This is a genomic window from Pseudomonas viridiflava (genome assembly GCF_900602065.1).
Lineage (GTDB): Bacteria > Pseudomonadota > Gammaproteobacteria > Pseudomonadales > Pseudomonadaceae > Aquipseudomonas.
Map to the genome: position 1 here is coordinate 1 of NZ_UWFN01000285.1, position 17,743 is coordinate 17,743.

General features: G+C 56.2%; 21 protein-coding genes. 11 read left to right on the plus strand and 10 right to left on the minus strand.

Going from position 1 to position 17,743, the window contains the following annotated elements:
- Positions 1-822: hypothetical protein (locus tag EE949_RS18315; RefSeq protein WP_122665587.1), on the plus strand; the 822-nt coding region annotated here is incomplete at its 5' end.
- 180 nt (positions 823-1,002) lie between these two features.
- Positions 1,003-3,012, plus strand: coding sequence for a lipase family protein (locus EE949_RS18320; RefSeq protein ID WP_241152860.1), 2,010 nt, complete (start codon positions 1,003-1,005; stop codon positions 3,010-3,012).
- Positions 3,013-3,086: 74 nt separating this feature from the next.
- On the opposite strand, the gene EE949_RS18325 is transcribed toward EE949_RS18320, so the two are convergent.
- Positions 3,087-3,278, minus strand: coding sequence for a PLDc N-terminal domain-containing protein (locus EE949_RS18325; RefSeq protein ID WP_099267294.1), 192 nt, complete (start codon positions 3,276-3,278; stop codon positions 3,087-3,089).
- Between the two features lie 150 nt (positions 3,279-3,428).
- On the opposite strand from EE949_RS18325, the gene EE949_RS18330 reads away from it, so the two are divergent.
- The gene (locus tag EE949_RS18330; protein WP_122665588.1) at positions 3,429-4,355 is read left to right on the plus strand and encodes a ZIP family metal transporter; all 927 of its coding nucleotides are present in this window, start codon (positions 3,429-3,431) and stop codon (positions 4,353-4,355) included.
- A gap of 3 nt (positions 4,356-4,358) precedes the next feature.
- Here EE949_RS18330 and EE949_RS18335 read toward each other — a convergent pair whose 3' ends face one another.
- Positions 4,359-4,880 (minus strand): hypothetical protein, encoded by a 522-nt coding sequence (locus EE949_RS18335; protein ID WP_122665589.1) that lies wholly within the window; start codon positions 4,878-4,880, stop codon positions 4,359-4,361.
- Positions 4,881-4,966: 86 nt separating this feature from the next.
- The gene (locus EE949_RS18340) at positions 4,967-5,500 is read right to left on the minus strand and encodes an ankyrin repeat domain-containing protein (protein ID WP_162874706.1); all 534 of its coding nucleotides are present in this window, start codon (positions 5,498-5,500) and stop codon (positions 4,967-4,969) included.
- 458 nt (positions 5,501-5,958) lie between these two features.
- Between EE949_RS18340 and EE949_RS18345 the strand changes: the two genes are divergently transcribed.
- Positions 5,959-6,237 carry a DUF3509 domain-containing protein gene (locus EE949_RS18345; protein ID WP_122665590.1) on the plus strand — a complete coding sequence of 93 codons (279 nt, stop codon included), beginning with the start codon at positions 5,959-5,961 and terminating at the stop codon, positions 6,235-6,237.
- A 195-nt stretch (positions 6,238-6,432) separates the two neighbouring features.
- Here EE949_RS18345 and EE949_RS18350 read toward each other — a convergent pair whose 3' ends face one another.
- From EE949_RS18350 to aroC, 6 genes are all read right to left on the minus strand, one after another.
- The gene (locus tag EE949_RS18350) at positions 6,433-7,155 is read right to left on the minus strand and encodes a helix-turn-helix transcriptional regulator (RefSeq protein ID WP_122665591.1); all 723 of its coding nucleotides are present in this window, start codon (positions 7,153-7,155) and stop codon (positions 6,433-6,435) included.
- 260 nt (positions 7,156-7,415) lie between these two features.
- Entirely contained in the window at positions 7,416-8,099 is a 684-nt protein-coding gene (mtnC, locus tag EE949_RS18355; protein WP_122665592.1) for an acireductone synthase, read from the minus strand.
- Between the two features lie 12 nt (positions 8,100-8,111).
- Positions 8,112-8,660, minus strand: a complete 549-nt coding sequence (locus EE949_RS18360; RefSeq protein WP_122665593.1) for a 1,2-dihydroxy-3-keto-5-methylthiopentene dioxygenase — start codon at positions 8,658-8,660, stop codon at positions 8,112-8,114.
- Between the two features lie 71 nt (positions 8,661-8,731).
- Positions 8,732-9,346, minus strand: a complete 615-nt coding sequence (locus EE949_RS18365; protein ID WP_122665594.1) for a methylthioribulose 1-phosphate dehydratase — start codon at positions 9,344-9,346, stop codon at positions 8,732-8,734.
- The gene (locus EE949_RS18370) at positions 9,343-10,506 is read right to left on the minus strand and encodes an MFS transporter (protein WP_240350669.1); all 1,164 of its coding nucleotides are present in this window, start codon (positions 10,504-10,506) and stop codon (positions 9,343-9,345) included. The genes EE949_RS18365 and EE949_RS18370 overlap by 4 nt, the downstream gene beginning before the upstream one ends.
- Positions 10,507-10,542: 36 nt before the next feature.
- Positions 10,543-11,634 carry a chorismate synthase gene (gene aroC / locus EE949_RS18375; RefSeq protein WP_122665596.1) on the minus strand — a complete coding sequence of 364 codons (1,092 nt, stop codon included), beginning with the start codon at positions 11,632-11,634 and terminating at the stop codon, positions 10,543-10,545.
- A gap of 143 nt (positions 11,635-11,777) precedes the next feature.
- Here aroC and EE949_RS18380 point away from each other — a divergent pair, with 143 nt between their 5' ends.
- Complete coding sequence (locus EE949_RS18380; protein WP_122665597.1) at positions 11,778-12,737, plus strand: alpha/beta hydrolase; 960 nt, start codon at positions 11,778-11,780, stop codon at positions 12,735-12,737.
- A 118-nt stretch (positions 12,738-12,855) separates the two neighbouring features.
- Positions 12,856-13,659 (plus strand): hypothetical protein, encoded by an 804-nt coding sequence (locus tag EE949_RS18385; protein ID WP_122665598.1) that lies wholly within the window; start codon positions 12,856-12,858, stop codon positions 13,657-13,659.
- 47 nt (positions 13,660-13,706) lie between these two features.
- On the opposite strand, the gene prmB is transcribed toward EE949_RS18385, so the two are convergent.
- Positions 13,707-14,615, minus strand: coding sequence for a 50S ribosomal protein L3 N(5)-glutamine methyltransferase (gene prmB, locus EE949_RS18390; protein ID WP_122665599.1), 909 nt, complete (start codon positions 14,613-14,615; stop codon positions 13,707-13,709).
- Between the two features lie 260 nt (positions 14,616-14,875).
- On the opposite strand from prmB, the gene EE949_RS18395 reads away from it, so the two are divergent.
- The 5 genes from EE949_RS18395 (at position 14,876) to EE949_RS18415 (ending at position 17,734) form a co-directional block, all read left to right on the plus strand.
- Positions 14,876-15,466: a cysteine hydrolase family protein gene (locus EE949_RS18395; protein ID WP_122665600.1), complete on the plus strand. Its 591-nt coding sequence runs from the start codon at positions 14,876-14,878 to the stop codon at positions 15,464-15,466.
- A 232-nt stretch (positions 15,467-15,698) separates the two neighbouring features.
- On the plus strand, positions 15,699-16,019 hold the full coding sequence (locus tag EE949_RS18400) for a hypothetical protein (protein ID WP_122665601.1): 321 nt from the start codon (positions 15,699-15,701) through the stop codon (positions 16,017-16,019).
- A gap of 95 nt (positions 16,020-16,114) precedes the next feature.
- A complete protein-coding gene (locus EE949_RS18405) occupies positions 16,115-16,672 on the plus strand; it encodes a Smr/MutS family protein (RefSeq protein ID WP_122665602.1) in 558 nt (185 codons plus the stop codon).
- Between the two features lie 420 nt (positions 16,673-17,092).
- A complete protein-coding gene (locus EE949_RS18410) occupies positions 17,093-17,434 on the plus strand; it encodes a type II toxin-antitoxin system RelE/ParE family toxin (protein ID WP_122665603.1) in 342 nt (113 codons plus the stop codon).
- 9 nt (positions 17,435-17,443) lie between these two features.
- A complete protein-coding gene (locus tag EE949_RS18415; RefSeq protein ID WP_122665604.1) occupies positions 17,444-17,734 on the plus strand; it encodes an XRE family transcriptional regulator in 291 nt (96 codons plus the stop codon).
- Positions 17,735-17,743: the final 9 nt, after the last annotated feature.

The following is a 17,743-nucleotide window of genomic DNA, read 5'->3' on the forward strand; positions in this document are numbered from 1 at the left end:
CGAACATCTGCCGAGGTAATCAGCACTGCACTTCGGATACTGGGTATTGGCGTATTAACGCTGAGCTTGAGTGCCTGTGATTTAGTCGCAACACTTGTCAAGGAGGCCGCAGTCTCAGCCACCAGCCGTCGCGGCTGGGATACGTTTACGTTCAAGGGGCAGCTGCCTGCGGAGTTTGGCATTGATGCCATTGCTTTCTATAGCCCCCATGAACCGGGTAAAGCCAGTTGTCAGACACAATCATTTGAACCCGGCAAGACCATCACCCGGCGTCATACGCAGCGATACACCGCCGAGATTCAGGCGCAGCCTCAGGCGTTTAGTTTTGAAATACCGCTGAGTTACTACAAGGGTCTGTGCGGGATGAGGCTTGGGCGAGTGAAGCTGGAAATCAATGTGCGGTACGGAAAAGAGAAATGGCAAAAAACTTATGCGGACGGTAATTTTTTAATTAGCCAAAACGGCACCGACAAAACCTTCTCCTTCGGGAAGGTAAATACTATCAATGTGAACGCAGATTGTAGCTTCACATTCAAAGAGAGCTCACTGAATGTCGGCATAGACAAACTGATGCGGTGTAGATCCGCACGACTGGAGCTGGACAAAACAGAGCTGGCAAACAAAACCGTGCATCTCAATATAAACGTAAGTACCGAGGAACGGCCCTACTACGACCAGACATGGATCAAGTTCGACAATGGTTGGAAACCATGCCTCCCCAAAGAGGGTGGATGGATAAAGTGCCAATCCCCACCCGTGTTTAAAACTTTCGAAATGAACGGACAGACCTGTACGGTCTATCCCAATTGCAAGGAGCAATAACAAATGCCGATGATAGGTCCGCGGTTACAAGAAACATGTCCCATAAGAGGACATTGGGCCAGCTTCCGTTTGGTTGACGAGCACGGAAAGGGAGAACCTTACGCCGGATTAAGCTTCATGGCGTATGACAGCCAGGGTCAAGCTTATAGGGGCGAGACGGACATCGACGGATTTGCACGCGTGGATGATTACTATCTTGGGCCTTTATTCCTCGACTTGTCTTCTCCCTACGAAGGCGCAGTAGATCCGTGGTACGACAGGTTGAAGTCACGCGATAAATTCAAAATACCACTGACCGCAATACAGGTTGCCGCCGAGCAAACCCCTGCTGCCCACCGCAAACCCGGCGATCCGCATTTACCGCAAGTGCGCGCCAAGGAAGAAGACGCCCTCTACTATCACGTTCAGATAAGGGACTTCGTGCTCAATTCAGCGGCAGCGCATTTGCCCGAGCACACGATCGACAAACACTTCCCCAGCCCTTTTCTGGTGGCGGAATGCAAAGCGCTATTTAAAAAGCGTGGCATAGAGGAAAAGGCGGGCATTCCATTAGCGCCCTGCCGACACCACGTGATTGAAGTCAAAGCCTTGCGCGCTTACAGCCCGATCTTTTCCCGGGCCAAGGCCTTTTGCGCGCTGAACTGTTATCACCTGGCGGTGATGAGCACCTTTGTCTATGCACCATTCAATCAGGAGCGTGAGCATGACGAGCAGCCTGCACCGCCGCCCTACTACGGCGACCGGATTGCTTCGATTGGCCAGGTCCTGCACAACGAGCTGGCGCATCTGAAGAAACCGACACGATTTAACAATGCGGGGCCTTTTCACTTGCTCTGCGAGGAAGTGCCGTATTCCAAACGTCTGGAGATCGTGCCTTGGGACAACGTTCGTTATACCGAAGAAAAGGAGCAGGGCTGGGACTACCCGGAGAACACACACTTCCTGCACAACGAATCCGACACCCAGGCTTTTATCACCCACAACGATAAAGTCGTGCTGATTTCCATACGCGGCACCGCCGGTTTAGGGGATGGATTACGTGACGCAGATGCGCGGCAGATTCCCTATAGTGACGGCCCGGGCCAAGCTCACCGAGGCTTTCATGATGCGTTTACCTCAGCAAAAAGCTTCCTTGATCGGTACCTGAGGGCGTTTTTCACCAAGGAACATACAGTTATCGTAGTAGGCCACAGCCTAGGCGGTGCGATTGCACTATTGGCTGCGGAGTGGATTCGACGCTTTCCGGAAAAACCCGAAGTCATCCTCTACACCTTCGGCGCCCCCCGAGCCGCTGACGCCACTTTCGTCCGCGAAGCCAAAGGCCTCACTCACCACCGCATGGTCAACCACAATGACCCCGTCCCCGGCGTGCCCTTCACCTGGCTGGACTCTGAGTGGAAAACCCTGATCCCGTCTGCCGTGCTTAGCGTTGCCGCCGGGCCATTAGGCTTAGTGGGTATGGGAGGCGTCGTTGCCAGCCTCGTCAATATGGAAGGCGACGATTACGAGCACCACGGCGAGCAACGGCATTTCATACCGCGCAAACCCGGCGCAAGCCCGGAAGCGATGGTGCTGTGGCAACCGGGCTGCGCAATGATCGAAAAACTGATTTGCGCCGAATACGCGGCTGAATTGCAGTTGCAGGGCGACATGCCCGATCGGGTATCGTTTGCCGAAACCGTAATGAGCTCTGCCGATCACTCCAGCCATATCGGCTATGCACCGGCAGCCCTCGCCAACTTGCTGCGCTGGCGCGCCAGTGTGATCGACCGCAAAGGCAAGCTATTCAGTTTCAAGGAAACCGAACTACTTACCCAGCAGGTCAGGGACATTGAGGCAGAGCTCAAGGCCTGGGTGCCCAATACTTATGCCGAGTTCTATTCCCGCGTTCACAGCGGCAACGACCCGCGTCTGAAAGGCCTGACTCAACTGGAATTGCAAGCGCTATTCCACGATGCACGTGCTCGCGTCACTGCGCTGGCTGCCAGCGAAGAAAAACAACTCAAACGCACCCGTAAACGTCTGCAAGCACAGGCTGAAAGTGTCATCAGTTGGAAAGACGTCTTCGGCGATCAGGCCGACCGCGAAGACCTGGACGTTTTGCTCACTGAGTGGCTGCAACTGGCTGATATCCGGAAAGCCGCGCGACTAGCGAAGGTTGCCGTCGACCCGATTCAAAAAATCGCCTGATAAACAGATCTTCACTTGAACCATGGCCTATACCGCTATTGAAAAGCGCGGCATAGCCCATGGCTCAAGCTCGATCAAATCCGCACATTACCCCGCGGGCCAGCGAGAGCCCAGATGACCAGACCCAGCACAGGCATCAACACGATCAGCAATATCCAGAGGACTTTGATCCCGGTTTCGGCGCCACTTTTCAATACGTGGATGACGGCCCAGATATCGAGGGCCAATATGATCAGCCCTACCAGACTATTAAACGTAGAACCCATGATGTCACTCCAGATTGAATAATTGCCCCTTTAGGATAGTGGCATTCCTACAGGGTTCCGTTGAACCAACGGCATATTTTTGCGTTCCGAATCGAGTCACGTCCGCATTTACGCATTGACGTTCAGATTTTCCAGACAGGTCAGCCAGTCATGCAAACACCCGCACAACCAAGATCGCTCTGGGCCTCGTGGCTGGCACATGCTCAGTCCACGCCCCTGCTCAGTCTGGGGTTTCTGCTGGTGATACTGGTCGTACTCGGGCTGTTTATTGCCAGCGGCTACAACGCTGTTTATGGCACCAATCAGGACAACCTGCATTATGCGCTTCTGGGCGGCACAGCCGGTTTCGCCGCGACAGCGCTGGGCGCAGTCATGGCGGTGGCGCTAAGAGATGTTGCCCAGCGGACCCAGGACGTCATGCTGGGCTTCGCCGCAGGCATGATGCTTGCGGCCAGCTCGTTTTCACTGATCCTGCCGGGGCTCGCTGCTGCTCGTGAGATAACCGACAGCGGGCCACTCGCTGCGGGCACCGTGGTCGTCGGTTTGGGGCTGGGCGTGCTGCTGATGCTCGGTCTGGACAAATTTACGCCCCATGAACATGAAAGCGTTGGCCGGCAGGGGCCGCATTCAGAGCGCATCAACCGGGTCTGGCTGTTCGTGCTGGCGATCACCTTGCACAACCTGCCTGAAGGCATGGCCATTGGTGTCGGTTTCGCCAATGGCGATATGGAAGTCGGTATCCCGCTGGCCACTGCTATTGCAATTCAGGACATCCCCGAAGGTCTGGCGATCGCACTTGCGCTGCGCGTTACCGGCTTGTCTGCCATGAAGGCAATGCTGGTCGCGATAGGCTCCGGCTTGATGGAGCCTATCGGGTCGCTGATCGGATTGGGGATATCCAGCGGCTTTGCCATCGCTTACCCCGTCAGCCTGGGTCTGGCTGCGGGCGCGATGATCTTTGTGGTATCCCACGAAGTCATTCCGGAAACCCACCGCAATGGCCATCAGACTTCAGCAACGCTGGGGCTGATGGGCGGCTTTGCGGTGATGATGTTCCTCGATACAGCGCTGGGCTAATGCTTAAAGACTGCGCAGTGCCTCCAGCGCAGGCGCTGCGTGAATGTTCAATGCGGCACACAACTCCAGCACCCGTGCCTGATCGTTGCCATAGACCAACACTGTCTGCAGTTCATCGTCCAACGGCTGGCTGAAATTCATCAGCACATAGCCGCCGTTTTCCTTATTCATGCTGCCCAACTGGATCTGAATGCGGTTGAGCGCTACCAGGGCATCAACCTTTGCCAATTGTTTAGGCTTGATGTTGAACGCGACATCTTTCCCGAATGAGTCGACGATCTGGGCGAACAGGTCCACGTAAGTGTCGGCCTGAAACAGAACGGTGTCCGGGAGGCTCCCCACCACGACCCATTCGCCCAACGGGATAGGGAACGTGTCGTCGTAATTGATATCGGGATTGGCCACCAGAAATGCCGAAGGGTCCGCGTACGCCTGGGCGGCCTCATCGGCGACGCGTTCGATGTCCTGATCCCCCATGCACCCCGAACTGATTTTGCCGATTAATTCGATGAGTTGATTCTTCATGGGAGGTCCTGATGTCGAGCAAAATAAAGGCGCGAAGGATACCGACAAATCCTTCGCGCCTCTATCACTTAAGGCGGTATTACGTTTCAGCCGGCAAGTCGGGCCAATTGCGCGGCGGTGTCTGCTGCGCCCATGGTCTGCGCGGCAGCCAGCGGAGTCACACCCTTTGCATCACGTGCATTGGGATTGGCGCCTTTGCTGATCAAGTAGTCGACAATCTCGGTCCGATTGAACATGGCCGCCATCATCAATGCCGTGCGACCGTCAGCGGAAGCACCCTCGACTTCAGCACCTGCATCGACCAGCAGCTTGACGACGGCCAGGTCACCTTTAAACGCGGCACCGGCAATGGGGCTCTGACCATTGTCATTGCGGATTTCCGGGTTCGCCTGGTACTTGAGTAAAACCTGTACCGCATCCTGATGACCGTGATAGCTGGCGAGCATCAACAGCGTGTCGCCTTTGTGGTTGCGCAAATCAGGCGTAAGACCTTTCTCAAGCAACCTGTCCAGCATCACCGCGTCACCGCGACGGGCAACATCAAAAACCTGCTCGGCGAACTCCAGAGCTTCCTCGTCGTTCATTTGCACAGGCTGGTTGCTGGTGGGGTGGTCTGACATGGGTGACTCCTGCAGTCTGGATATAAGAAGAGCATCCGCATGATGACTTCCTTCAGTTTATTAATGACCACAAGTCTCCAGAGCCGTTCGTCACGGGTCAAGGTGGAGAGCCACCCACACCGTTCATCGACTGATGAGACGTTCGTCCCATCTTTTTTATTGAATACCCGAATAAAATCCGGAAAGCGCGGTCGGAGTATTCACGCAACATGCCACTACCTACCCGCTGAATCCTTTCTGCTCTGCGCAGCAAAGTTCCCTCGCCGCTGAAAAAAACCTGAAAAAAACCGCAAAATGCAGGATGCCCGATGGCCATTCATGCAGATTGCACGAATCCGAAAAAACGTGATCACCGTAAGATATTGTTTTTAAAGGAAATTTTTTTATTCAAATACTGGCACAGTCACTGCACTAGTACTACCAAGCTTGTTATCCCATGAGCAATGGAGCCGCTAGACATGACTTTTATCCAAGAAAAATTCGCTTCCGTATTTTCCGAATTCGACGTCACCACTCAAGCCCGCCCAGATGGTGGTGTGCTGCTCTCCCTGCGCAACAATGAGGGCAAGCAAATCCGCCGCTCTGTGTCCTACGCCCAGCTTCACACGCCGGTGCAACTTGAGTGGGTAATCAGCGCCATTCGCCGTGACCTGGCTGGCCAGGCAAGTGACCTGCCGGCAATTTCCATGCTGCAAAGCCAGCATCGCTTTGACTTGCCGACGTATCACACCCGTTGATCCGGGGTCTGTTGATCCAGAGCTTCGAGAGTTTTAACTGTCCGTTTCACGCTGCACCGATTCAAACGCTTCGCTCCCTTTGTTTAGCCGTGACTGCCTGTTGGCTTTCACGGCTTTTTTTTGCCTGAGCGTTTCGCCCGCAGCCGAGACCTCAGCAGTAAACCTTACGGCTACGGTTCAGGTCACAGGTGTCATTCATTTGATAATCCCCTGACATAACGCCTCGCCTACCGCTTGTGCCTTGTTGGAAACCCCGAGTTTGCTGTAGATGCTCTTCAGGTGATATTTGACGGTGGCCTCAGACACCTGTCGAATCGTGGCAATCTCCCAGGCTGTCTTGCCGTCGCGAGCCCACTCAAGTATCTCGATTTCCTTGTCGCTCAGCCCTCTGGAACGCAACTTCGTCCCTCTGCCGACCAGATGGAGTACAGGCACCAGACTGGAAAGCAGGTACCTGTCTGCGCCTTTAAGCCCCCGGCTCAAACCATTGAGCGAGCAAATCGATGTGACGCCCTGAAAGCTGCGGGCCGGACTGGTGTACCCATAGGAACACGCGGGTGTCAGTTCATACTTTTCCACCGCCAGGTCATAACTGGCCGGGGCCGGATAACGCTTGAATGCGGCCTTCCAGTCGACAAACCCTAATTGTTCGCGGTAATGGTTGACCACCGGATCCTCCATCAGCAGCAGTTGCCTTCGGTAGTCCTGACTCCATCGAGCATCGACATTGGAGGTCACCAGCGTCAGTAGCATCGAGCCTCTGAACTGGCAAAATATCGCCCGTTTACACTCACATTCCTGCCGCAACCACTCCAGCGCATTTTCGATGGCCTGATGACTGTCCAGTTCATGAATGCTTCTGACCATCTGTTGTATGAGTGGATTTTCGGTCGAGTTGATTGACTCTGCACTTCCCATCGCAATTCGCTCCTCTGTCCAGTCACGGCGCAGGATTGAATTGATTGTTGGTCAGGCTGCGCCAGAGCTGGATCAATCAGAAAACTACACGATTAAAAGTGTTGAAGAACAACACTCGAAATAAAAAGGTGTTACCTACCCAAATAAAAGCCCCATCCTACTTTTCCGCAGGATGGGGCTTACTCAACTGAACTCACGGCCCCCTTCGAATCAGCAGAGTGCGGCCCGAAGATGCCTACAAGGGGAGCACTCCCTCGCCGTTAGAATGCAGACAGGTCGATGTCGGCGAAGCTCACCACGTTGATGTGCCCGGGCAATTTGCCGCCCTCCCGCACCAGCCCGCAAGTAGCCATTCCTGCGGCCTTTGCGGCGTCCAGCTCTTCGACGATGTCCGACAGGAAAATAATCTCCCCGGCTGGCAGCCCAATGGCCTGGGTGATGTTGCGATACGACTGCGCCTCACGCTTGGCACCGGAGGTGGTGTCGTAATAGCCACTGAACAGCCCTGAAAGATCTCCTGCCTCGGCGCAACCAAAAATCAGCTTCTGCGCCTGAATCGAGCCCGAGGAATAAACATAAAGGCCATAACCCTGCTCATGCCAGCGCTGGAGTGCTTCGACTGCATCGGGGTAAACATGGCCCTTGAGCTGACCGGCGTTATAGCCCTGCTCCCAGACCATGCCTTGCAACGCTTTGAGCGGGGTCGCCTTGCGATCTTCGGCTATCCACGCGAGCAGAATCACGATGACGCGCTCGACATCGGCGTCCGGCTCCGCGCTGTCCTCGCGCACCCGCTGCAACTGCGCGGCGACATCAGGGCGTGACGCCTGTTGGCGAACAAAATCCGGCAAATGCTTCGCCGCAAACGGGAACAGCACGTCGAATACAAAACTGACCGCGCTGGTAGTGCCTTCGATATCGGTCAGGACCGCTTTGATTGTCATGGAAACCGAATCCTATAAATCGTCGAGCTGCGGGAATTGACTGGCGATCTTTTCGCCTGTGAAATTCGCGACCCAGCCTTCAGGATTGTTGAACAGACGAATCGCCACGAAATGCGGATTCTCGCCCATGTCGAACCAGTGTGGAGTGCCCGCGGGTACTGAAATCAGGTCATTCTTTTCGCACAGTACGGCGTAGACATACTCACCGATGTGCAATGTGAACAAACCCCGCCCGGCGACGAAGAAACGCACTTCATCTTCGGAGTGCCGATGTTCATCGAGGAACTTGGCACGTAATTCGGCTTTTTGCGGGTGATCGCTGTTGAGGCTGATGACGTCAACAGTGACATAACCGCGCTCGGTCATGAGCCGGTCAATTTGCACACGATAGGCGCTGATCACTTCTTCCTGGCTGGCACCCGGGGTAATCGGCGTAGCGGCCTGCCAGCGGTCAAAGCCCACGCCATGCTCGGCCAGGGTCGAAGCGATATCTTCGACATGGGTCAGGACTTTATGTGGCTGCTCAGGGCTGGACTGGTGATAAACATACAGGCTGCTCATGGCTGCGCTCCTCGGCTCGGTTCGGTTTGTCCCGCGACTTTTACAGGTCGCTCGGGCTGAATGCTAAAACGTTATCGGTTCAGTATGGCCAGGGTCTTGAGTTCGCATTCAAAGAGAAACTCAAACGCCTCGATTTGCCGCAGCGCATCGCTCATCTTCGCGCCCCAGGTATATAAACCATGGCCGCGAATCAGGTAACCGGCGCAATCGGGATGCGCATCTAGCCAGGGCTGCACTTTAGCCGCCAGACGCGCGATGTCCTGATCGTTGTCGAAGATGGGCACCACGACCCGTGATTCATGCGTGACAACGCCACTGAACGCTTTCTGCAGTTCGTAATCTTCGAAGACCAGGTGATCTGCCTCGGTCAGACGAGAGAGAACGGTCGCGTTGACCGAATGAGTGTGCAGTACGGCCCCCACCTCCGGCTTGCAGCGGTAGAGTTGCGTGTGCAGCAAGGTTTCCGCCGAAGGTTTTTTCCCCGGCTCCAGGCTATTGCCGTCAAGATCGGTGGCCAGGACGTCGTCGATGCCCAGCTGCCCTTTGTGCTTGCCAGAGACGGTCAGCAATACCTCGCTGGCTGACAGCCGCGCCGAATAGTTACTGCTGGTGGCGGGAGACCAGCCGCGACCGTATAGAAAACGTCCGGCGTCGATAATTGCCTGACTCAATTGTTCGCGGCTCATGCCCGCTCCTCTTTCATTCGTGTAGCCGCCATGACGGCAGCGGCCAATGCCGCGACACTGGCGATGGTAAATGTCCAGCCGGCACCAAGGAAGTTCCAGGTGTAGCCGGAGTAAAGCGCCCCCAATGCACCGCCCGTACCGGCCAGCGCCGCGTACAGCGCTTGCCCCTGGCCTTGTTGCTGCGGGCCGAAGCTACGTTGCACGAAGTGGATGGCAGACGCGTGAAAGCTGCCGAATGTGGCGGCATGCAGCAATTGGGCAAAGAGCAGCACTGACAGATGGTCGGCAAAATTGCCCAACAGTAACCAGCGCAACGAGGCCAACAGAAAACTGACCAGTAATACCTGGCGCACCGAGAAGCGTTGCAATACCCGGCTCATGGCCATGAACATCAATACTTCAGCAACCACGCCGACCGCCCAGAGCCCCCCGATCAATCCGCGACCGTAACCTAGCTGGTCCAGGTGCAGGGTCAGGAAGGTGTTATACGGGCCGTGACTCAATTGCATCAACCCGACGCAGGCATAGAAAGCCAGTACTCCTGGCTGCCTCAGTTGCCGGAAAAAACCACCCGTTTCCGGATGAGTCGTCGACACGACGGGGTGCGCATTGGGCACCCACCAACTGCTGATGACAATCCCGAAAATGATTGCTACCAGCACATAAGGGAAATAGTCGAGGCTCAACCACTCGAATAAACGCCCCACGCCGACTACGGTAAGAATAAAACCGATGGAGCCCCACAACCGAATCTGGCTGTAGCGGGACGTCTGGCCTCGCAAATGCGCCAGGGTAATGACTTCGAATTGCGGCAGGATTGCGTGCCAGAAGAAGGCGTGCAGCGCCATGACCATCGCCAGCCAAGCATAGCTTTGCTCAACCAGAATCAAGGAAAAAGCGAGCAATCCACAGATGGCGCCCAAGCGCACGATGATCAGACGACGCCCGGTGTGATCCCCCAGCCAACCCCAGAGATTGGGCGCAATACAGCGCATCAGCATCGGGATCGCCACCAGCTCACCGATTCTCGCGCTGGAAAACCCGAGATGACTGAAATACAACGGCAGAAACGGTGCTGTGGAGCCCAGTAAAGCGAAGTAAAACACGTAAAAACTGGACAGCCGCCAATAAGGCAGCTGTCCAGCGGGGGGATGCGTCACGTCAGTTGGCCCTGGCAGCTGCAACGCCATCGGGCATTACAGCTGACCCAGCACGGGCGTTGTCACCTGCACATCGGCATTCTGACCGCGATGGCGCAGAAGATGATCCAACAGCACGATGGCCATCATTGCTTCGGCAATCGGTGTGGCGCGGATGCCTACGCAAGGGTCATGACGCCCTTTGGTGATCACATCCACCGGATTGCCGTGCACATCGATCGAGTGGCCTGGCGTAGTGATGCTGGAGGTCGGCTTGAGAGCCAGGTGCGCAACAATGGGCTGCCCCGATGAAATACCGCCGAGAATCCCGCCCGAATTGTTCGAGGTGAAACCTGCGGGGGTCAACTCGTCACGATGCTCGGTGCCACGCTGCGCAACGCTGGCGAAACCGGCGCCGATTTCCACGCCCTTGACCGCGTTGATGCTCATCAGCGCGTGAGCCAGTTCGGCGTCCAGACGGTCGAATATCGGCTCGCCCAGACCGGGCATCACACCTTCGGCAACAACGGTGATCTTCGCGCCGACCGAATCCTGGTCGCGGCGTAGCTGGTCCATGTAGGCTTCCAGCTCCGCAACCTTGTCTGGATCGGGACAGAAGAACGCGTTTTGCTCAACCGAATCCCAGGTCTTGAAAGGAATTTCAATCGGTCCCAGTTGGCTCATGTAGCCGCGGACCACGATGCCCATCTTCGCCAGATACTTTTTGGCGATAGCCCCGGCGGCAACGCGCATGGCCGTTTCCCGCGCAGAACTGCGACCGCCGCCGCGATAATCGCGAACACCGTATTTATGGTGGTAGGTGTAATCGGCATGCGCTGGACGGAACTGGTCCTGGATCGCCGAATAGTCCTTGGACTTCTGATCGGTGTTACGAATCAGCAGGCCAATCGAGGTGCCGGTGGTTTTGCCTTCGAACACGCCGGAGAGGATTTCCACCTCATCGGCTTCCTGACGCTGGGTCGTGTGCCGACTGGTGCCAGGCTTGCGCCGATCCAGATCAACTTGCAGGTCCTGCAGCGACAGCTCAAGGCCCGGCGGGCAGCCGTCAACGATGGCAACCAGCGCCGGACCATGGCTTTCGCCAGCAGTGGTGACAGTGAACAGCTTGCCGAAGGTGTTGCCGGACATGCGGACGCTCCGATAAATCAGCGAAAAAACCAGATCGATAAAAACAGACCCGCCAGTATACGCAGGCTGCTCGCGTAGTTCATCCTCGAACCTTATTCGTCTGGCCGCGTCCAATCGGCATCCCATCAGATAGTGGCCCAACGATGCTACGCGTTATCGCTTTGATTCTTCCCCTGCTCACCGGGCTTGCTCACGCGGCCACTCCGTCAGTCCTGCAGCGCCCCATCGTCCTGCAAACTCCGACAGGCGAGTTGGCAGGTACCTTGTTGCTGCCCAGATCCAACGCCCCGGTGCCGGTGGTATTGATCATTGCCGGCTCCGGCCCTACCGATCGTGATGGCAACAACCCGGACGGCGGGCGCAACGACAGCATGAAACGGCTGGCGCGCATCCTCGCCAAACACAACATCGCCAGCGTGCGCTACGACAAGCGAGGTGTCGCCGCCAGCAAGGCCGCAACACCTGACGAGCGCAATCTGAGCATTGAAGCCTACGTTGCCGACGCCGAGGCGTGGGGCCAGAAACTCAAGGCCGACCCGCGCCTGGGTCAATTGATCCTGCTGGGCCATAGCGAAGGCGCGCTGGTCGCGTCCCTGGCCGCTGAAAAAGCCGGGGCCGCTGCGGTGATATCAGTAGCAGGGACCGGGCGCCCGGTGGACGAAGTATTGCGTGAACAGTTGCAATACCGTTTGCCGCCACCTTTGTTGCAGCGCAGCAATCAATTGATTGATGAAATAAAGGCCGGCAAGACCGACAACGACGTGCCCGCCGAACTGGAAGTTGTATTCCGCCCCAGCGTTCAGCCGTATCTGATTTCACTGTTCCGGCAAAACCCTGCCGCCGCATTCGGCAAACTGCAGGTCCCCGCACTGATCGTGCAGGGTCGCCATGACATTCAGGTGGGTGTCGGTGACGCAGAGTTATTGAAGAAGGCCAAACCCGATGCCGAGCTGGCCTTGATCGAGGGCATGAATCACGTCTTGCGCATCGTGCCGAACGACATCAAACGTCAGTTGGCGTCTTACAAGAATCCGCAGCTCCCTCTGTCGAGTGAGCTTTCCACTCGAATTCTGCGCTTTATCGAAGCGGTGCCTGCGGCGTGATCAAGGAAATTTGACGTCAGGAAATCATGGAGACCCTTCAGGACTCGTAAAAACGGCCGATAGGGATTTGCTGGCGCTGTGTTTGCTGCACAGGGTCAAGGACAGGATTGCCGTAAACATGACAGAAACAACCGCGCTACCCAAAACCACTGAAGATACCGAAGTCGCTGAAGCGCAAGCTTCAGCGCCTGCGCAACTGTGGGACGACGTCAAGCCAGAACACTTTTTGATGCTGCGTCTGGCCCCGCTGCAGACCGATCGTGCTACGGGCGGCCGTCCGCTGCGCTTTGTGCAGTTTGGCCGTGCCGAACGTCACAGCAAGGAAGTGAGCCTGCTGCGCCTGAACATCCAGTTGCCCGGGCAACGGGTGCGTCGCGAGCAGAACCATCTGGACGTCTGGGTGGATCATGAAAAGCATATCGTGCGCTTCGGCCCGGATTCAGGCTTGCAGATCGAACCGTGGAACCGGGGTATCGGACGCTTTCTGATCGCTCAAGGCATCCACTGGGCACAGAAAAAATGGTCGGGTTACAAGGTCGAAACCTTCGCTCTACCCAGTAAGGACGGCCTGAACGAAGACACTCGCCTGCGTCGCGACCACTTTCTGAAGACTCAGGGCTTCGAAGTCGCCTACGCCGACGCGCAGCACATGAAAGGCAGCTTCAAGGAAGTCCAGGTGGGCAACCTGCACAGCACCTGGAATAACGACAAGATTCAGATTATCGAGATTCTCGAAGCATCACAGATGCTCGAAAACGCCGAGAAAAAAATGATCGAGCAAGAAGTGTTGATCCGTCAGCACGAGGATCGGGTCGGCAAGTACAAGCGTGAAGACAGCGGCTTGCGCTTCACCATCGCCTGCCTGGTAACGTTTGCAGTCTTCCAGGCCGGATTGTTGATCTGGATTGCAACGCACCGCTAATCTTCAAACCGAAGGCGCTCATCGCGAGCGCCTTCTGTCTTGATCAATCAGACCCGTGATTCAAACAGTGCCTGATGCTCGCGACACTGGGCAGCACTGAGCATGAACACGCCGTGGCCGCCGCGCAGGAAATCCAGCCAGGCAAATTCAACTTCCGGGTACAGCGCCTGGACGTGAACCTGGCTGTTGCCCACTTCAACGATCAATAGACCCTTCTCGGTCAGATGATTTGCCGCCTGGCTCAACATCCGCCGTACCAGATTCAGACCGTCACTGCCGCAGGCCAGGGCCAGTTCCGGCTCGTGCTGGTACTCATCCGGCATGTCTGCGAAATCTTCGGAATCAACATAAGGCGGATTGGAGACGATCAGGTCAAAGCGCTGACCTGGCAGACCGTCAAAGCCATCGCCCTGAACGGTGTAGACACGCTGATCCACCCCGTGGCGCTCGATGTTCTGGTTGGCAACTTCCAACGCTTCGAAAGACAGATCGGCCAATACCACTTCGGCTTCTGGAAACTCGTCAGCGCAAGCAATACCGATGCAACCGGATCCCGTGCACAAGTCGAGAATGCGTGCCGGCTCATCCGCCAGCCAAGGCGCGAAGTGGTTTTCAATCAGCTCGGCAATCGGTGAGCGCGGGATCAATACCCGTTCATCAACGATGAACGACATGCCGCAGAACCACGCCTCGCCCAACAAGTAAGGGGTTGGCACACGCCCGTCAATACGGCGTGCAATCAAACGCTGCAGCTCGGAGATTTCATCAAGCTCCAGACGGCAATCCAGATAGCTGTCGGCAATTTCCCAAGGCAGATGGAGTGCACCCAGAACCAACTGGCGCGCCTCGTCCCAGGCGTTATCGGTGCCATGTCCGAAAAACAGGTCTTCTTCGTGAAAGCGACTGACCGCCCAACGGATATGGTCGCGCACAGTGCGCAAGCGGGATGTGATCACTGGGGCAAGCTCCTTGGAATACGTCTTGAGATTCTAGCAGCCATGACCGTAACACACGATGCCCGAGTGCCATTACTGACCTGCCTCACGTTCGACGATGGTTTTGAATACGCAGCTTTTTAATCAAGGCATAATGCTGGCCGCCGAGAAACATCTATGCCGCTAAAGGCCAGAGAAACCGGAGCTTCTCATCGCCGCCATTCCCAGAACCGCTCAAGCGGAGGAGAATGTCGCAAAAGCCCCACACAAAGGAGCCCCAGATGTCCGATCCAAAGACCATGTTTCAACTCAGCGGCCGTGGCTATGCAGCGGCCACTTTGAGCAATGCCACGCTGATCATTATCGATGCACAAAAAGAATACCTCAGTGGTCCGCTGGCTCTGACCGGCGTGAATGAGGCGGCAGCCAATATCTACAAACTGGTCAGCGCAGCTCGCGCGGGTAAGAACCCGATTGTGCACATCCGCCACCTCGGTACTGTGGGCGGCCTGTTCGACCCTCAAGGTGAGCGCGGTGAATTCATGCCCGACCTGAAGCCACTCGAAGGTGAACAGGTGGTTGAAAAACGCCTGCCAAACGCCTTCAACGGCACCGGGCTCGACGATTTGCTGCAAAGCCTTGGTCATCTGGACCTTATTGTCTGCGGCTTCATGAGCCACTCAAGCATCAGCACCACGGTGCGTGCGGCAAAGGATTATGGCTATCGCTGCACCCTGGTAGACGATGCCTGTGCGACGCGCGACCTGCCAAGCCCGGATGGTGTCGTGAGCGCACATATCGTTCATCGCACTGAAATGGCGATCATGAACGATAACTTCGCGACGCTTGCCCTTACCAAAGACCTGATCTGAATCGCTGCACCTCTTGAATTATCTGCCCTGCCCGGCTACGAGCATGATCGCTCAATGCCGGACTGCCCCACGTCTGGCTGCCTGTCCATAGCTGTGTCGTTTGCGCGGTCATGTGACGCTGTTCACATTACCGCCTATCCATTAATACCCACCATTTGCCTCCGATTCCCTGACTGGGGGAACCCGCTGACGCTTATCCGGGTCAGACCCCGATACTCTGGAGGAAATCAGAATGAAAGTATCCGACGGTTTTGATGCCCGTCGCCTGCGTCCAAAAGGATCGGGGAGTTGGGGCGTCCGCATTGGTTCAGCCATTGCTGCCCTGTTGGCGACTTTCGGCGTGTTGCTGGCGATGGCAGGTGTTTCCAGCCTGATCGGCCACCCTCAAGCGCTGGGTGAACTCAACGCCAGCCCGCTTGGCGCAGCATTGGTTGTGTTTGCAGGGCTATTGGTCCTCTATTCAGGCGTCTGGCTATGGCGCCGGTGCCGACTGGGCCGACGCCGCAGGAATGGGCTGAACATGTCACCGCATTTGATGAAGAAGCATGACTGATATGCCGTGCATGTGATGTCGTGTGACCTATATCGGGATCACACCAGCGCTCCCACCGCGACTTGGTTAAACTAGCCTCCTTCGCGGAGGCTGACATGCAAGACGACGACTTTTCCCTGTTCAAAAACGAGTTACGCGGCGTCAAGCCCATCAAGCAAGAATATGCCGATGTAGGCAAACCGAAAACCGACCGCAAACTCCTGGCCAAATTGCGCCAGTCCGCCACTGTGCGCACCGACTCAACAAGAGTCGACGGATTGTCTGATCAGTTCGTGATCGATGTCGGACCAGAGGATGTACTCAGCTGGTCGCGCGATGGCGTTCAGGAAGGCCAGATGCGCAAGCTGAAGCTTGGCCAGATCAGCTTCGAAGGCAGCCTGGACCTGCACGGCATGACCGTTGAGGTCGCACGGGAAACCTTGTGGGAGTTTCTTGCAGAAGCGACCAAACTGGAAATCCGCTGCGTGCGCGTTACCCATGGCAAGGCAGTGCGCCTGGATGGCAAGAGGCCGATGATCAAAAGCCACGTCAACACGTGGTTGCGCCAACACGCGCAAGTGTTGGGCTTCTGCTCGTGCCAGGCTAAACATGGCGGCGCAGGTGCAGTGTACGTCATGCTCAAACGGACCATGATGGAGGGCCGCGACGAATAGTCCGTCGCAGCCCGAATCAACCCAGAGGGCGTTACGCACGCCCGCCAGGGCCGCCACCGCCTGGACCACCGCGGTCACCACCTTCGTAGTGACCGCCGCCATGCCCACCCCCGCCTCCATGCCCGCCGGGTCCGCCTGGACCCCAGAACGGCCAACAGCCTGAAACTGCAGACAGCACTGCAACCACCATTGCCACTTTCAACATTCGACCAGACATCAATTCACTCTCTCATGCGACAGGTACTTGTTACCTGCTCATTCAGACATTGCGAGGGGTGTTAAGTCTGTAGCGGGTTGGTGAGGGCCTGGTAAGGAAATAGATACATATCTATCGCTTGAAAACAGGTGCCGCTGGGTAGAGTGCCCAAGTCGATGCTCCCGCGATTGCCATATGCACCTATTTAGGTACACTAGACCTTCATGTCCGAAGACACGCCTGTTCTCGCCGTACGTTTTTTCTGCACAGACACTGGCAATGAGCAGGTTCGCGGGTGGCTAACAGATCTTCCACGTCATCACAAACGGCTGATTGGCGTTGATATCAAAGCAGTCCAGATGGGCTGGCCGGTGGGAATGTCCATCGTGAGAAAACTTGAAGCGGGCCTATGGGAGGTCAGGATCGACCTAGGGGATACCATCGCTCGAGTGCTGTTTACTGTCATGGCTCGCGAAATGGTGCTGCTTCACGGTTTCGTCAAAAAGAGCCAGAAAACGCCCTTGACCGAGTTAACGACCGCACGACAACGCAAATCGCGGCTGTAAGGAGCAAATATGAACAAGCACATAGGGTCTGACTTCGACGATTTCCTCTTAGAACAGGATCTTGCCGAAGAGGTAACCGCTGCTGCGCTTAAACGAGTTATATCCTGGCAGCTTGCCGAGACAATGAAACGTCAGAAAGTAACCAAGAAAGACCTCGCCGAACGGATGCATACCAGCAGGACAGTCGTTGACCGTGCCCTTGATGAGAGCGATTCAGGGATGACCCTGGCAACACTGGCCAGTGCGGCGCGCGCTCTGGGGCAACGAGTAGAAGTACGTTTGCTGCCCAATACCAAGTAGCCTCCAGCT

Coding starts and splice junctions, on each gene's coding strand:
- EE949_RS18335 (WP_122665589.1), bottom strand. CDS start 4,880: ATGAAGAATCAACTCATCGAATTAATCGGCAAAATCAGTTCGGGGTGC.
- EE949_RS18400 (WP_122665601.1), top strand. CDS start 15,699: ATGAAAGTATCCGACGGTTTTGATGCCCGTCGCCTGCGTCCAAAAGGA.
- EE949_RS18365 (WP_122665594.1), bottom strand. CDS start 9,346: ATGAGCCGCGAACAATTGAGTCAGGCAATTATCGACGCCGGACGTTTT.
- aroC (WP_122665596.1), bottom strand. CDS start 11,634: ATGTCCGGCAACACCTTCGGCAAGCTGTTCACTGTCACCACTGCTGGC.
- EE949_RS18380 (WP_122665597.1), top strand. CDS start 11,778: ATGCTACGCGTTATCGCTTTGATTCTTCCCCTGCTCACCGGGCTTGCT.
- EE949_RS18385 (WP_122665598.1), top strand. CDS start 12,856: ATGACAGAAACAACCGCGCTACCCAAAACCACTGAAGATACCGAAGTC.
- EE949_RS18340 (WP_162874706.1), bottom strand. CDS start 5,500: ATGTCAGACCACCCCACCAGCAACCAGCCTGTGCAAATGAACGACGAG.
- EE949_RS18405 (WP_122665602.1), top strand. CDS start 16,115: ATGCAAGACGACGACTTTTCCCTGTTCAAAAACGAGTTACGCGGCGTC.
- EE949_RS18410 (WP_122665603.1), top strand. CDS start 17,093: ATGTCCGAAGACACGCCTGTTCTCGCCGTACGTTTTTTCTGCACAGAC.
- EE949_RS18395 (WP_122665600.1), top strand. CDS start 14,876: ATGTCCGATCCAAAGACCATGTTTCAACTCAGCGGCCGTGGCTATGCA.
- EE949_RS18360 (WP_122665593.1), bottom strand. CDS start 8,660: ATGAGCAGCCTGTATGTTTATCACCAGTCCAGCCCTGAGCAGCCACAT.
- mtnC (WP_122665592.1), bottom strand. CDS start 8,099: ATGACAATCAAAGCGGTCCTGACCGATATCGAAGGCACTACCAGCGCG.
- EE949_RS18350 (WP_122665591.1), bottom strand. CDS start 7,155: ATGGGAAGTGCAGAGTCAATCAACTCGACCGAAAATCCACTCATACAA.
- EE949_RS18330 (WP_122665588.1), top strand. CDS start 3,429: ATGCAAACACCCGCACAACCAAGATCGCTCTGGGCCTCGTGGCTGGCA.
- EE949_RS18345 (WP_122665590.1), top strand. CDS start 5,959: ATGACTTTTATCCAAGAAAAATTCGCTTCCGTATTTTCCGAATTCGAC.
- EE949_RS18415 (WP_122665604.1), top strand. CDS start 17,444: ATGAACAAGCACATAGGGTCTGACTTCGACGATTTCCTCTTAGAACAG.
- EE949_RS18325 (WP_099267294.1), bottom strand. CDS start 3,278: ATGGGTTCTACGTTTAATAGTCTGGTAGGGCTGATCATATTGGCCCTC.